The following is a 13,793-nucleotide window of genomic DNA, read 5'->3' on the forward strand; positions in this document are numbered from 1 at the left end:
GCCGCCGTCCAGGGCGGCCCTCGGGACGCAGCGCGGGCCGGCGGGATGCCGTGGCGCTCGCCGGCTGCGAATGACGCGAATTGTGCCGCCGCGGCCGCCGCCGTGCTGGCCGGCAACTCAAGCGTCGCGCAGCACGCGCCGCATCGCCAGCCCGGCACGGCGGCGGGCCTGGGTGGCGGCCGCGGTGTAGGCACGTTCGGCCTCGGCGCGCAGCTCGACGGCGCGCGCCAGCGCCTGCTCGAAGCGCTCGACGCTGTAGGTGTTCTCGCTGCCGATGTGCACGCTGGTGCGCCGCGCCGGCGCGCCGTAACACGGCAGCAGCACCGACAGCACCGCGGTGCGTGTGGTGCTGCCTTTTTTCGTGCGGATGATCGGCCCCGAGATGCCCGGCGGCAGCGCGCTGGTCTTGTGCGCGCTGGGCGCGCGCTGCAGCGTCACCGGGGCGGGCAGGGCGGCGATGCGGCGCATCAGCTCGCGTGTCGCCAGCTCGAAGGCCTGGCGCGCGCCGCTGCCGTCGCGCGTGTGGTCGGAGAACAGCCGCGTGCCCTGGTAGCGCACCTGCCAGCCGTGCGTGGCGCCCGTGTCGATGCGCTGGATGCCCTGGGGCACCAGGAAACGTTCGCCGTTGAAGAGGACGAGTTCGCGGTACTTCATCGCCGGTCTGCGGCGCATTCTGCCGCGCCGCGCGCGCCGCCGCGATGTCCTCTGCGGCCCCGTGGATGCGTGGATCTGCCCCCCTCGGACGGGTCAGTTCGACACATCGCCGTCACGCGGCCGGGCTACAGTGGCTCCATTCAAGGCACGCAACCGACCGCACATTGGGCGGAACCCGGGAACCCGTGACCCCGTGCCTGGAATCCCGCGTCGAAGCGCCGCCACGGCCCCGCCACTCGACAACGGACGAGCCCGCAGCCGGTGACGGCCTGCGGGCTTTGTTTTGGGCGGCCGCCGTTCGGCGGCCCCCCGGCTCAGGCCCGCGCGCCGCCCAGGCGCGAACGCAGCAGCCGCCAGACCATGCGCAGCCCGAGCAGCGTCGCCAGCGCCTCGGCCAGCGTCGTGACGAAGGCCAGTGCCGGGTGCCGGCCCTCGGCGCGGCGGCGGTATTTGGCCAGCGCACGGTCGCGCGAGGTCTCGATGCTGTCGTAGAAGCTCGGGATGACGAGCAGCGTCAGCAGCGTGCTGGTGATCGTGCCGCCGATGATGGCCACGGCCATCGGGCGGTAGAACTCGCCGCCTTCGCCGACGCCCACGGCCACCGGCAGCATGCCGGCGATCAGCGCCAGCGTCGTCATCAGGATCGGCCGCAGCCGCTGGCGGCCGGCGGCGGCCAGCGCCTCCTCGCGGTCCAGGCCCTCGGCCTCGCGGGCGCGCGCGGCGTCGAGCAGCAGGATCGCGTTCTTGGCCACCAGGCCCATCAGCATGATGACGCCGATGAAGCTCATCAGGTTCAGCGTGCCGCCGGTGGCCAGCAGCGCCAGCACGACGCCGATCAGCGACAGCGGCAGCGACAGCATCACCGCCAGCGGCGTCGTGAACGAGCCGAACTGCATCACCAGGATCAGGTACATCAGCCCGATGCCGGCAAACAGCGCCGTGCCCAGGTCGCGGAACACCATCTCCTGGTCGCGCGAGGTGCCCGCCAGCTCCAGCGCGTAGCCCGGCGGGAAGTCCATCGAGCGCGCGATCTTCAGCGCGTCGGCGGTCACCTCGCCGGCCGAACGTCCCTGGGCGTTGGCGGCCACGGCGATCATGCGCTTGCCGTCGGCGTGCTGGATCTGCGACGGCCCGCGGCCGACGGTCACGGTGGCGATCTGCTCCAGCGGCACCAGCATGTTGGCGCCGCTGACGGCGATCGGCAGGCGCTCGATGTTGCCGGCGTCGACACGGTCGTCGGGGTGCAGGCGCACGGCGACGTCGCGCGTCTCGCCGCTGGGGTCGATCCAGTCGCCGGCCTCGACGCCGGCAAACGCCACACGCAGCGCCTGCGCGGCGTCGGCCGCCGAGATGCCGAGCGTGTTGGCCAGGCCCCGGTCGAGCTCGATCTTCAGCTCGACCTGCGGGTCCTGCTCCGACAGCGCGACATCCACCGCGCCCGGCACCTGGCGCAGCCGGGCCATGAACTCGTTGGTGATCTCCAGCAGCCGGCGCGAGTCGGGGCCCGAGAAGCGGATCTGCACCGGCTTCTGCGCGCCGTTGTTCAGGTCGTCGATGACCGCGTACTCGGCGCCGACCAGGCGCGAGACGCGGGCGCGCAGGTCGGTCGCGATCTCGGTGCCCGAGCGCCGGCGTTCGGTGCTCTTGCCGATGTCGACGAAGACGCGGCCGCCGTTCGGGTTGACCGAGCTGTTGGTGGCCACCGTCTCCGGCATCTCGCGCGCCAGCGCCGCGGCGGCCTCGACCTTCAGCCGCGCGTACTCCAGGCTGCTCGACGCCGGCGTGCGCACCTCGACGGCGATCGTGCCGACGTCCGAGGTCGGCAGGAAGCTCGTGCCGCCGAACTTGGCCTGCAGCGCCAGCGCGGCGACGAAGCTCGCCACCGCGAAAGCCGTCATCCAGCGCCGGTGGTGCAGCGCCCAGCCGACGACACGCGAATAACGTTCGGCCAGTTCGTCGAACCAGGCGTTGAGCCGCGCCAGCTTGGCCTCGATGCCGCGCTTGGGCTGCAGGTGGCGCCCCGGCGGGTCGCCCCAGTAGGCCGACAGCATCGGGTCGAGCGTGAAGCTGACGAACAGGCTGACCAGCACCGAGGCGACGACCGTGAGGCCGAAGGGCCGGAACCACTCGCCGGCCAGCCCGGGCATGACGCCGATCGGGATGAACACCGCGACGATCGAGAACGTCGTCGCCGTCACCGCCAGGCCGATCTCGGACGTGCCCTGCAGCGCCGCCGAGATGCGGTCCTTGCCCATCTCCAGGTGGCGCACGATGTTCTCGCGCACGACGATGGCGTCGTCGATCAGCACGCCGATGGCCAGCGACAGCCCCAGCAGGCTCATGAAGTTCAGCGTGAAGCCGCAGGCCCAGACGGCGATGAAGGCCGCCAGCACCGAGGTCGGCAGCGACAGCGCGGTGATCAGCGTCGAGCGCCAGGAGTTCAGGAACAGGTAGACCACGAACACCGTCAGCCCGGCGCCGAAGACCAGCGCGTGGATCACGTTGTCCAGGCTGCTCTGCGCCTCCTCGCCGCCGTCGCGCGTGACGGTCAGCGTCGTGCCCTCGGGCAGCGTCTTGCGGATGTCCTCGGCGACGCGGCGCACCTCGTCGGCGACGCTGACCGTGCTGGCCTCGCGGGTGCGCGTGATCGACAGCCCGACGTTGGGGTTGCCGTTGCGGATCGAGCGGCTGGTCAGCTCGGCATAACCGTCCTCGATGACCGCCACCTGCGCCAGCCGCACCAGCTCGTTGCCGCGGCGCTTGATGACGATCTGGCCGAAGTCCGCCGGGTGCTCGATGCGGCCGACGAGGCGGATGCTCTGGTCCTCCAGCGTGCCGCGCACCTTGCCCACCGGCGCGGTGGCGTTCTGGGCGCGCAGCGCGGCCACGACCTCGGTCACCGAGACCTCGTACTCGCGCAGCTTCTGCGCACGCAGCAGCACCGACAGCTCGCGCGACAGCGCGCCGCCGACGTTGACCACCGCCACCCCCGGGATGGCGCGGAAGCGGTCGGCCAGCTGGTCCTCGGCCAGGCGCGAGATCTCGGCGTGGCTCTGCGTCGTCGACGACAGCGCCAGCTGCATGATCGGCTGGGTGTTCGGGTCCAGCCGCTGCAGCACCGGCTCGCGCATCTCCACCGGCAGCTTGTGGCGCACCGAGCCGATCGCGTTGCGCACCTCGTCGGAGGCCAGCACCAGGTCCTTGCCGAAGTCGAAGACGATGATCAGCGTGGCGCTGCCCTCGGCCGAGGTCGAGCGCAGCTGGTCGACGCCGGAGATGCCCTGCAGCGCCTTCTCGATGCGGTCGACGACCTCGCGCTCCACCGTCTCGGGTGACGCGCCGGGGTAGGGGATGGTCACCGCCAGCACCGGCTGCTCGGCGTCGGGCAGCTGGTTGACCTTGAGCCGCGACAGCGCCAGCAGGCCCAGCGCCATCATGGCGATGATCACGACGACCATCGCCACCGGCTTCTTGACACTGAATTCGGACAGCAGCATGCCGCGCCTCACTTCGCGGCCGAAGCCGCGGCGGCGCTGGCGGCGCCGGCCTGCTTCAGCTCGTAGCCCTGGCCGGGCGTCAGCGTGCGCGACGGGTTGCGCAGCACCTGGTCACCGGCGGCCAGGCCCGACAGCACCGGGACCAGCCCGGTGCGCGCGTCGCGGTCGCCCAGCTTGACGGCCACACGCTGCAGCGCCTTGCCGTCCAGGCGCCAGACGGCGGCGGCCTCGCCGCTGCGCACGATCGGGCTCTCGGGCAGCGTCAGCCGGTCGGTGCTGCCGGTCTCTACGCGGCCTTCGGCGAACAGCCCGGCCACACGCGGCGCCTGGGCGGCGTCGGCGAAGTCGACGATCAGCGCCACCTGGCGCGTCGTCGCGTTGGCCGTGGCGTCGATGCGGCGCACGCGGCCGCTGAACTCGTCGCGGCCGTAGCCGTTGACGCGGAAGCGCACCGCCTGCCCGGTCTTCAGCTCGGCCACGCGGTCGGCCGAGACCAGGCCCTCGAAGCGCATGCTCGCCGGGTCGACGACCTTCACCAGCTCGCGCCCGATCTGCACCGTGTCGCCGACCGAGACGCGGCGCTCGCTGACGATGCCGTCGAACGGGGCGCGCACCAGCGTGCGCGTGACCTGCTGGCGCGCCGACACCGCGCGGGCGCGTGCCGCGACCAGCTCGCTCTGCGTGTTGTTGCGCCGGATCTCGGCGTCTTCCAGCGCCTGCGTGGAGATCATGCCCTGCTGCTGCAGCGTCTTCAGCCGCTGCACCTGGCGTTCGGCCTGCTCCCAGGCCTGCGTCGACGCACGCACCGATTCCTCGGCCGAGGCCAGGCTCTCGCGCAGCGCGGTGTCGTCCAGGCGCATCAGCAGGTCGCCGCGGCGCACCGGCTCGCCGTTGTCCTTCAACACCTGCACGACGACCGCCGCGACCTCGGCGGCCAGGTCGGCGCGGCGTTCGGGCTGGATCGAGCCGGTGATCACCGGGCCGCCGGCGATGGCGCTGGACTGCACGGTGACGATGTCCTCGGCGGCGATGTAAAGCGTCGGTGCGGCGGCGGCGCCGTTGGCGTCGGGGCTGGAGGGTTTGCCGCAGGCGGCGAGCAGACAGGCGAGGCAGACGGCGGTCAGGGCGTGGCGCATGGACATCGGCGGGCCGCGGCGGGCGGCATCGGTCTCGACAAAAGCCGCGAGCGTAACGAAAGCCGGCCGCCGCCGCCCGGCCGCTGCGACGAAGGCCGGCCGCGGCGGCACCGGGACGGCCCCGGCACGCGACGAACGCCGCCCCGGGCGGGGGCATCGCCGCACGCGCTACCCTCGGGGGCTGGCGGCGCCTTGGCCGCCGCCGTCCCGACACGATGCTCAAGACCCTGAAGGACCTGTTCGACGCCGTCGCCCCGCGCCGCGACGCCCCCGCGCGCCAGGACGTGCACACGCTGCAGCTGGCCTGCGCCGCGCTGCTCGTCGAGGTGATGCGCTCCGAGCCCGGGATCTCGCCGGCTGAACGCGCCTCGGTGCTGGCGACGCTGCGCACGCAGTTCGGCCTCGCCGACGACGAGCTGGAGCGCCTCGTCGAGCTCGCCGAGCGCACGGTGGCCGGTGCCAGCGACCTGTTCGGCTTCACCTCGGCGATCAACGACGCCTGGGACATGGAGCAGAAGATCGCCATCGTCGAGGCGATGTGGCGCGTGGCCTATGCCGACGGCACGCTCGGCGCCCACGAGCAGCACCTGCTGTGGCGCATCGCCGACCTGCTGCACGTGCCGCACGGCGCCTACGTGCATGCCAAGCGCCGCGCACGCGAGGCCGCCGGCGTCGTGCACAAGACCTGACGCACCCCGGCCCGGCGGCTCGCCCGGCCCCCGTACACTGGCGCCCCGGCCGCGCGCGAAGGCGGCCGCGACCCTGCCCATGACGACGCCTCTCCCGCCCAAGAAGCCCTTCTCGATGATCCGCGAGTTCCATCTCGCGGACTGGTTCACCCTCGGCAACGCGATCTGCGGCGTCGGGGCGCTGTTCTCGACGATGACCTATCTCGAGACCGGCGACGTGCTGCACGTCTACTTTGCCGCCGCGCTGGTGCTGGCCGCGCTGGTCTTCGACGTGCTCGACGGCCGCATCGCGCGCTGGCGACAGAAGAGCTCGGCGATGGGCCGCGAGCTCGACTCGCTGGCCGACGTGATCTCCTTCGGCGTCGCCCCGGCCATCATGGCCTACGGCGTCGGCATGCAGGGGTTGTACGACCGCATCGTGCTGGTCTACTTCGTCGCCTGCGGCGTGTCTCGGCTGGCGCGCTACAACGTCACCGCCGAGACGCTCTCGGAGGGCGGCGACAAGGTCAAGTACTTCGAGGGCACGCCGATCCCGACCTCGATCCTGATCGTCGCGCTGCTCGCCGTGGCCGCCGCGCTGGGCCACGTGCGCCAGGACCTGTGGTTCGGCCAGATCCACGTCGCCGGCTTCGTGCTGCACCCGCTGGTGCTGATCTACGCGGTGTCGGGCTCGCTGATGATCAGCCGCATCCGCATCCCCAAGCTCTGATCGCCGGCCCGGCGGGCGCTGGCGCCTGCCGGGTTCTCCACGCGCCAGCCGCCGCCAGCCGTTCACGTTCGTCCCCGAGGAAGCTGTCGTGACCGTCCTGACGCCGCCCGTCTCCCGCCTGCGCCGCATCGCGGCCGTCTTCGCCGCCTGCACCGCGCTGGGTGCCTGTGCCGCGCCGCCGCTGCAGCTGCAGCGCCCCGTCGTGCTGCTTGGCGAGGTGCACGACAACGCCGCTGCGCACGCGCTGCGCCTGGCCGCCTTCGAGGCCGTGCTGGCGCGCGGCGAGCGCCCGGCGCTGGTGATGGAGCAGTTCGACCGCGAGCGCCAGGGTGCCCTGGATGCCGCGCGCGCCGCCGGCGGCGACGCCGCGGCGCTGATCGCCGCGGCCGGCGGGCCGGGCTGGAACTGGGACTTCTACCGCCCGTTCGTCGCCGCCGCGCTGCGCGCCGGCGTGCCCATCGTCGCCGCCAACGTCTCGCGCGCCGACGCCCGCGTCGTCATGCGCGAGGGCCTGGCCGCGCAAGGTTTCGACGCCGACGTGCCGGCGGCTGTGCTCGACGTGCTGGCCGGCGAGATCGAAGGCTCGCACTGCGGCCAGCTCGACGCCGCGACGGCGCGCCGCATGGCGCTGGCCCAGGTGGCGCGCGACCAGAGCATGGCGCGCGCGCTGGAGGCCCACGCTGGCGGCGGCGCCGTGCTGCTGGCCGGCAACGGCCACGTGCGCACCGACGTCGGCGCGCCGCGCTGGCTGAGCGCGGCGACCCGCGCACGCTCCGAGGCGATCGGTGTCGTCGAGGCCGGCGACGCCACGACGGCATTCGACCGCCGCATCGAGGTGCCGCGCCAGCCGCGCCCCGACCCCTGCGCCGCGATGCGCGCCGCGCCGGCGGCCCCGGCCGCGCGCTGATCAAACCGGCGGCGCGCGCAGGCCCTCGAACAGCGGCTGCAGCATCAGCCGCGCGACGTCGTCGCGGCCGGCCTCGGGCACCCACAGCGGCAGCTCGGCGCCGGCGTTGACGACGGCCAGCAGCAGCTCGGCGGCCAGCGCCGGGTCCAGCGGCCGGATCGAGCCGTCGACCATGCCGGCCAGCAGCAGCTCGGCGCAGCGCGCCGCCAGGCGTTCGCCGCTGCGCTGCACCCGGTCGCGCTCGGCGGCGTCGGGCAGCGCGCTGGTCGCCGAGGCGCGCAGCAGCGGCCCCTGCGCCGACAGCTGGAAACCCGCCATCGCCCGCGCCGCCGCGCCGGCCCGCTGCCAGCCGCTGCCGGGTGCCGCCTCGGCCGCGCGCAGCGCCGCGCGCTGCAGCTCGAAGCTGCGCTCGAAACAGGCCGAGATCAGGTCGTGCTTGGTGTCGTGGCGGTGATAGAAGGCGCCCTTGCTGAGGTGCAGCCGCGCGGCGATGCGCTCGACCGACGCGCCGCGATAACCCTGCTCGTTGACGAGCGCGGTGGCCGCCTGCAGAAAGGCCTCGGCTGCGGCGTCCCCGGCCGGCGGCGCCAGCACGATGGGCGGCCGCTCGGCCACCTGCGCCCAGCGCGAGCCCGGCGCCGCCAGCCCGTGCACCAGCAGCTCGGCGACCCGCGCCGCGGCGCGTTCGTAGCACTCCAGCTCGTGCCTGACGATCCAGCTGCGCAGCCAGTTGGCGACCGACAGCACGACGTGGCCGCGTGCGTTGCGTTCGGCCCGCGACAGGCGCGGCGCGTCGTCGGCGTCGAGCAGCGCACGCACCCGGCGGTACATCGTGTTGTAGGCCGCGAACACCGGCTCGGCCTGCGACTCGGGCAGCGCACGCACGTCGTTGAAGGCCACCAGGTCGGGGCGGCGGCCGGCGTGCACCTCGGCCAGCCGGGCGGCGAAGCCGCAGAAGAAGCGCCGCAGCCGCGCCTCCAGCCCCGGCTCGGCGGCCGCTTCGGCGGCCAGTTCGTCGACCGCGGCGATGGCACGCAGCAGGCAGGCCGCGGCCAGCTCCTCCTTGCGGCGGAAGTAGTGCGTCAGGCTGTTCGTCGCCAGGCCGACGGCGCCGGCGATGTCGGCCAGCGTCGCGCCGCGCAGGCCTTGTTCGTTGAAGCGCCGTGCCGCGGCGTCCAGCAGCGCCTCGCGGCGGCGCGCACCGTGCGGGGCGTGGGCGGACGCGGCGTCGGGCGCTGCGGAGGCGGTGGGGCCGGGCATGGTGCAACGATGCCGCCCGAGTTCCGTGCCGTGCCCTGTGGTTTGTGCCGATGTCGGGTTTTCGATGGGCCCGGTATGGTCGCTGCCGCGGTCGTTTCCTTGTTTTTCTCTCGCTTGATCGGGGTTAACAAGGCACCGGCCGAAAAACGGGTTTGTCGAGGCGGCGGGTGCCGCCGGTGCCGGAGACCACGCCATGCTGACTGCCGAACCGATCGAGCTGCCGCTGCTGCGCCGCCCGCTGCCCGCCTGGGCGACGCTGCCGGCGCACCAGGAACTGCGCCTGGGCGAGAAGGCCGCGCTGCAGGCCGGCCCCTGGTTCGCCGGCCTGTCGCCGGGCCTGCGCGACGCCATCCTGTCGCGCGGCCAGGTGCGGCGCGTGGCCGCCGGCGTGCGCATCGGCAGCCGCGGCGACCTGTCGGCCTGCTGGTTCGGCGTCGCACGCGGCGCGGTGCGCCTGGGCACGGCGCTGTCCGACGGCCGCAGCTTCACGCTCGACTTCGTCGGCCCCGGCCAGTGGTTCGGCGACATCGCCGCCATCGACGACCGCCCGTCCGACCTGGACGCCGTGGCCCACATGCCGTCGACGCTGGTGGTGCTGGCCAAGCCGACGCTGCGCGAGCTGATGGACCAGCACGCCGAACTGCGCGACGCGCTGCTGCAGCTGAACTGCCAGCGCCTGCGGCGCATGTTCCGCCGCTTCGAGGAGCTGCACACGATGCCGCTGGCCCAGCGCCTGGCGCGCCAGGTGCAGCGGCTGGCACGCCAGTTCGGCCACGACGGGCCCGAAGGCACACGCATCGAGCTCGACGTCTCGCAGGCCGAACTGGCGGCCAGCGTCGGCGGCAGCCGCCAGCGCGTGAACCGCGCCTGGCGCGCGATGCTGCAGCAGGGGCTGGTGGAGCGTTCGGGCTCGCGCCTGCTCGTCGTCGACGAAGCCGGCCTCGCCCAGGTGGCCGCGCACGGGCTGGAAGACTGCCCCGAGTGAGGCGCCCGGCCCGCGCGCGGCGCGCGCTTCAGCCCACCTGCACCGACACCGTGCGCGGCTTGCCCGGTGCGAGCTTGGGCAGCTCGACGCGCAGCACGCCGTTGCGGTAGCTGGCGCGGGCGTCTTCGCCACGCACCGCCACCGGCAGCGGCACCGTGCGCTGGAAGGCGCCGTAGGCGCACTGCATCACGCGCCAGCGGCCTTCGGTGCTTTCGCGCTCGAAGCGCTTGCTGCCGCGCACGACCAGCACTTCGCCCTGCACCTGGACGTCGAAGTCTTCCTTCTCCAGGCCCGGGGCTTCGAGTCGGACGACGAGGCGGTCGTCGTCCTCGAAGACCTCGCCGCCCATCATCGCCCAGCCGGCGCTGGGCATCCACAGCGTGTCGTCCACGTGCTCGCGCGCGGGCAGGGCGGTGTCGTCGCCCGGCCGCAGCCGGGTCAGAGCGCCGGCGGCCGACTGGCGCAGGCGGTCCCAACCTTCGGTGACGCTGTCCCACAGCGTGCCGAAGCCTTGGCGGATCTCGTCGATCTTCATGGCGTTGCTCCGATGGGGATGGGGTGATGCGGATGGAAAAAGCGCCGGCCGCGGCGGCGGCCGGCGTGTCGTCACGCGGTCAGGCGACCTGGACGGCGATCTTGCGCCGCTGGGCGTGCTCGGCCTTGGGGATGCGCACGCGCAGCACGCCTTGCGACAGCTCGGCGCTGACCTTTTCGGCGTCGAGCTCCTTGCTCAGCGTGAAGCCGCGGCGGTAGCGCGACAGCTGCACCTCGGCGTGCTGCGGTTGCAGCGCCTGCGGCAAGGCCAGCGCCATCTCGGCTTCCAGCGTCAGCTGGTCGCCTTCGACGCGCAGGTGCAGGTTCTCGCGCGGCACGCCGGGCAGGTCGGCGTAGAGCGTGATGCCGGTCGCGTCCTCGACGACGTCCACCGGGGGCAGCAGCGCGGGCTCGCGGGCCGCGGTGGTGGCCGCGGTGTCACGGGTTTGGGTGACGGCGTTCATGGTGTCCTCCGAAGGCTGGCGTTCAGTTGACGGCGATGCGGCGCGGCTGGGCGGCGGCGCGGCGCTGGACGCTGACGCGCAGCACGCCGTCCTTGTAGTCGGCCGTGACGGCGTTGGGGTCGATGTCGTCGGGCAGGCTGACGACGCGGCGGAAGCGGCCGGTGAAGCGCTCCTGCAGGTGCACGGTGCGCTTGCTGTCGCTGCCGGCTTCGGCTTGCGCCGGCAGGCCGGCCTTGCGTTCACCGTCGATCGTGAGCACGCCGCGGTCGAGGTTGACGTCGATGGTGGCCGGGTCCAGGCCCGGAGCGAAGGCGTAGACCTCGAACGCGCTGTCGGTGCTGCCGACGTTGAGCGCCGGATACCCGCCGCGGCCGATGCCGCGAATGCTGGGTGAGCCTTCGAACACCGACGTCAGGTCGCGCTGCAGGCGATCCAGCTCGGCGAAGACGTCGCGCGGGAACAGGGTGCGGTACATGGTTGACCTCCTAGTGTCGGGTTGCGGCCGGCGGGGCTGGTTGTGGGTGCCGCCGCTGGCTGTACGGGTCAGTTAGGGGTCGGGGTTCGGGCTTTCAAGAGGGGGCTTGTTCGGCGCTTCGTTGCGCGTGTAGCGGCTTCTTGTTGGCGCTTTGGGGACCGTGTTTGGGTGGTGCGGCTGTGTGGATTTGATCTGGCGCAGTTGTTGGTGTGCGGCTGGTTGCACGCTGGCGCTCGCTGTATGCCGCGGACGTCGGGTGGCCGGTTCCGGTCATGTCCCCCGGCCCGGCTGCGCCGGGCCTCCTCCTAATACTTCCCTACACCGGCCACCCGACGTCCGCGGCAGGGCGGGGCTGGGTTTGTTTGCTTGGTGTGAGCGAACTCCCCTCAACGGTGGGCGATGGGCTTGGCGGGCACGGTGGGGAGGGCTCAGAATGATCTGTAACCGGCGCCGCTTTGGGCGTAATTTTTACGCCCGTGTAGCTGGATGCTCGGCGATGGAATCTCAAGCAAGACAAGAGCTTGAACCTTCGGTCGAAGGCTCCTGCTACGCGAGCATCGACGGTATCGCGCGGTGTCCACGCTTTGTCTATAACAGGTTGGATTAATCGATTTCAGGAGGAATCATGACGCCTTACAAAAACCTCAATGGAAACTCGAATGTGGCCTCATACGAGTCCGCTGACGATTCAATTCACGTTGTATTTAAGTCTGGGGCGCACCGTAACTACCTCTACAACCATGCTCGGCCTGGGAAGGCTATGGTTGATCGGATGAAAGCCTTGGCTGCGCAAGGGTGGGGCTTGAATTCATATATTTCCACTGTTGTGAAAAGCAATTTCGCGAAGAAGTGGTAACTTCTCCTAAAATTTCTCCTATAAGGGTCGTTCGCAAGCTGTGATTGTCTTCCTTCGCGGCTAAGCCTCTACGGCGGCCGCTCACGTCAAACTAAAAGGGTATTTCGTCTGTCGACCAAGACGAGTCGCGGTGCAGGGCGGGGTGCGCCAGTGCGATTTTGCTGTGCTCTTCGATGTCGTGCAGGAAAATGCGTCATTGGCCAGATCGATGCCTATAAAAACAATCGTCACGAACATCTCCTTGCGCCAGCCGTGTGGAGTATGAGATTTTGCAACCTCATCGACTTTCGAGGCTGCTGTCCTTGTCTGAGGGATAGCCTCGGGCAGGTGGGATGATATAGAGCGTCCCTTTAATTTTTGGGTGCCATACCGGCATCGCCGGCGGTTGGCGGCTGGCTCATTCAAAAAGTTGCACATCAATTCAAGCAGATTTTAGGGGGAGTCCGGTGGACGACCAATCACCAGAAGTTGCGGCAACCGTTGACGCGCTACGGCTTGAGCTTCAATCAGCCCAGTCGACGATTGCTGGTCTTCGGCAGCATCTGTCTGAGGTTGATCTAATCCGCACAGGTGCGGTCGAACTTGCAAGTGCACTTCAGGTGAGGCTCGCGGAAGCGCAGGCGGCGGCAACGGCAGCCATTGCGATTCGGACTCAAATCGCGGATGAGCAGGCCGTCATTGCGACAAAGTCTGCGCACATTCAAAACGCACAAGAGCATGCGGACAAGATTCGTGCAGAACTCGATCGCGTCCAAACTGCTGCAATTCAATCAGCAACAGAGGCGGATGGCCACAAGCGAAGGGCGCAGTCGGCTGTTGATGTCGCTTCAGAACTCCTCGCAGAGATTCGAGCGCAGAAGGCCTCCGTTCAGAACGCGGCTGACACCGTGGCAGAGTTGCAGGAAACGGCTGCAGAGGCTTCCTCAGTAACCAAGAAGCTTGCGGATCGATCTGACAACATAGAAAAGAAACTCGCCGAGTACGAAGCCGCCCTAGTCGACCTGCGGAAACAGTCTGAAGATCAACTTCAAACAATCACCGGCCTTCTGCCTGGGGCAACAGCCGCAGGACTTGCGCACGCCTTTGATGATCGAAGGAAGACTTTTCTCCAGCCTTCAAGACGTTGGCAATGGCTATTTGTCGGATCCGTCGCCTGCCTTGTAATCCTTGCGATTTCTGGTCTCTACAACGTGTACAAGGGCAACTCGGTCCTTGGCTGGGATGAACTGGCAAGGCTTTGGATTGCACGTTTGCCAATCGCCGGAGCTCTGATCTGGCTCGCGCTGCATGCCAGTCGCGAAGCCGCGCTCTCCAAGAGACTGGAAGAGGACTACGGGTACAAGGCGGCGATCGCGGCGTCCTTCTTGGGTTTCCAGAGACAGATGGCAAAAATTGGCGAAGACGTATCAGAGGGATCGCCTCTATCCCAGCTTTGCCAAGACACCCTCGAAACGATTGGAAGCCCTCCGGGTCGAATTTACGACAGGCATCGCCTGACCGTGAGCCCAGCAGGAGAACTCGCCGATGCCGCAGCAGGAGCCGCAAAGACAGGGCTTATCGGCAAGCCGCAATGACGCGTTGCATCTTCCAACCGAACGCAGCGAGCGGTGAGCTGCGAAGTGGTTCG

At 70.4% G+C, this 13,793-nt stretch carries 12 protein-coding genes; 5 read left to right on the forward strand and 7 right to left on the reverse strand.

The features are described from left to right. Positions 1 to 117 precede the first annotated feature (117 nt). The 3 genes from LOC65_RS10690 to LOC65_RS10700 form a co-directional block, all read right to left on the reverse strand. Positions 118 to 654 (reverse strand): hypothetical protein, encoded by a 537-nt coding sequence (locus LOC65_RS10690; protein WP_009855646.1) that lies wholly within the window; start codon positions 652 to 654, stop codon positions 118 to 120. A gap of 314 nt (positions 655 to 968) precedes the next feature. Continuing rightward, the gene (locus LOC65_RS10695; protein ID WP_164963785.1) at positions 969 to 4,151 is read right to left on the reverse strand and encodes an efflux RND transporter permease subunit; all 3,183 of its coding nucleotides are present in this window, start codon (positions 4,149 to 4,151) and stop codon (positions 969 to 971) included. A gap of 8 nt (positions 4,152 to 4,159) precedes the next feature. After that, positions 4,160 to 5,287, reverse strand: coding sequence for an efflux RND transporter periplasmic adaptor subunit (locus tag LOC65_RS10700; RefSeq protein WP_230247475.1), 1,128 nt, complete (start codon positions 5,285 to 5,287; stop codon positions 4,160 to 4,162). Positions 5,288 to 5,502: 215 nt separating this feature from the next. Here LOC65_RS10700 and LOC65_RS10705 point away from each other — a divergent pair, with 215 nt between their 5' ends. The 3 genes from LOC65_RS10705 (at position 5,503) to LOC65_RS10715 (ending at position 7,592) form a co-directional block, all read left to right on the forward strand. Next, positions 5,503 to 5,976, forward strand: a complete 474-nt coding sequence (locus LOC65_RS10705; RefSeq protein ID WP_009855649.1) for a TerB family tellurite resistance protein — start codon at positions 5,503 to 5,505, stop codon at positions 5,974 to 5,976. A gap of 79 nt (positions 5,977 to 6,055) precedes the next feature. Further along, the gene (gene pssA, locus LOC65_RS10710; protein ID WP_029719060.1) at positions 6,056 to 6,685 is read left to right on the forward strand and encodes a CDP-diacylglycerol--serine O-phosphatidyltransferase; all 630 of its coding nucleotides are present in this window, start codon (positions 6,056 to 6,058) and stop codon (positions 6,683 to 6,685) included. Between the two features lie 88 nt (positions 6,686 to 6,773). Next, a complete protein-coding gene (locus tag LOC65_RS10715; protein WP_009855651.1) occupies positions 6,774 to 7,592 on the forward strand; it encodes a ChaN family lipoprotein in 819 nt (272 codons plus the stop codon). Here the strand turns inward: LOC65_RS10715 and LOC65_RS10720 are convergent, their stop codons facing one another. Then, positions 7,593 to 8,852 (reverse strand): TetR/AcrR family transcriptional regulator, encoded by a 1,260-nt coding sequence (locus LOC65_RS10720; RefSeq protein ID WP_230247476.1) that lies wholly within the window; start codon positions 8,850 to 8,852, stop codon positions 7,593 to 7,595. It abuts the gene before it with no gap. 193 nt (positions 8,853 to 9,045) lie between these two features. Here LOC65_RS10720 and LOC65_RS19465 point away from each other — a divergent pair, with 193 nt between their 5' ends. After that, on the forward strand, positions 9,046 to 9,837 hold the full coding sequence (locus tag LOC65_RS19465; protein ID WP_009855653.1) for a Crp/Fnr family transcriptional regulator: 792 nt from the start codon (positions 9,046 to 9,048) through the stop codon (positions 9,835 to 9,837). Positions 9,838 to 9,865: 28 nt separating this feature from the next. On the opposite strand, the gene LOC65_RS10735 is transcribed toward LOC65_RS19465, so the two are convergent. From LOC65_RS10735 to LOC65_RS10745, 3 genes are all read right to left on the reverse strand, one after another. After that, positions 9,866 to 10,372 carry an Hsp20/alpha crystallin family protein gene (locus LOC65_RS10735; RefSeq protein WP_009855654.1) on the reverse strand — a complete coding sequence of 169 codons (507 nt, stop codon included), beginning with the start codon at positions 10,370 to 10,372 and terminating at the stop codon, positions 9,866 to 9,868. 79 nt (positions 10,373 to 10,451) lie between these two features. Beyond that, complete coding sequence (locus LOC65_RS10740; RefSeq protein ID WP_230247477.1) at positions 10,452 to 10,835, reverse strand: Hsp20/alpha crystallin family protein; 384 nt, start codon at positions 10,833 to 10,835, stop codon at positions 10,452 to 10,454. Positions 10,836 to 10,857: 22 nt separating this feature from the next. Continuing rightward, positions 10,858 to 11,310: an Hsp20/alpha crystallin family protein gene (locus LOC65_RS10745; protein ID WP_009855656.1), complete on the reverse strand. Its 453-nt coding sequence runs from the start codon at positions 11,308 to 11,310 to the stop codon at positions 10,858 to 10,860. Between the two features lie 1,302 nt (positions 11,311 to 12,612). On the opposite strand from LOC65_RS10745, the gene LOC65_RS10750 reads away from it, so the two are divergent. After that, a complete protein-coding gene (locus tag LOC65_RS10750) occupies positions 12,613 to 13,740 on the forward strand; it encodes a hypothetical protein (RefSeq protein ID WP_230247478.1) in 1,128 nt (375 codons plus the stop codon). The last annotated feature ends 53 nt before the right edge of the window (positions 13,741 to 13,793 follow it).

This window comes from Rubrivivax sp. JA1055, assembly GCF_020966565.1.
In the GTDB taxonomy this organism is placed as follows: domain Bacteria; phylum Pseudomonadota; class Gammaproteobacteria; order Burkholderiales; family Burkholderiaceae_C; genus Rubrivivax; species Rubrivivax benzoatilyticus.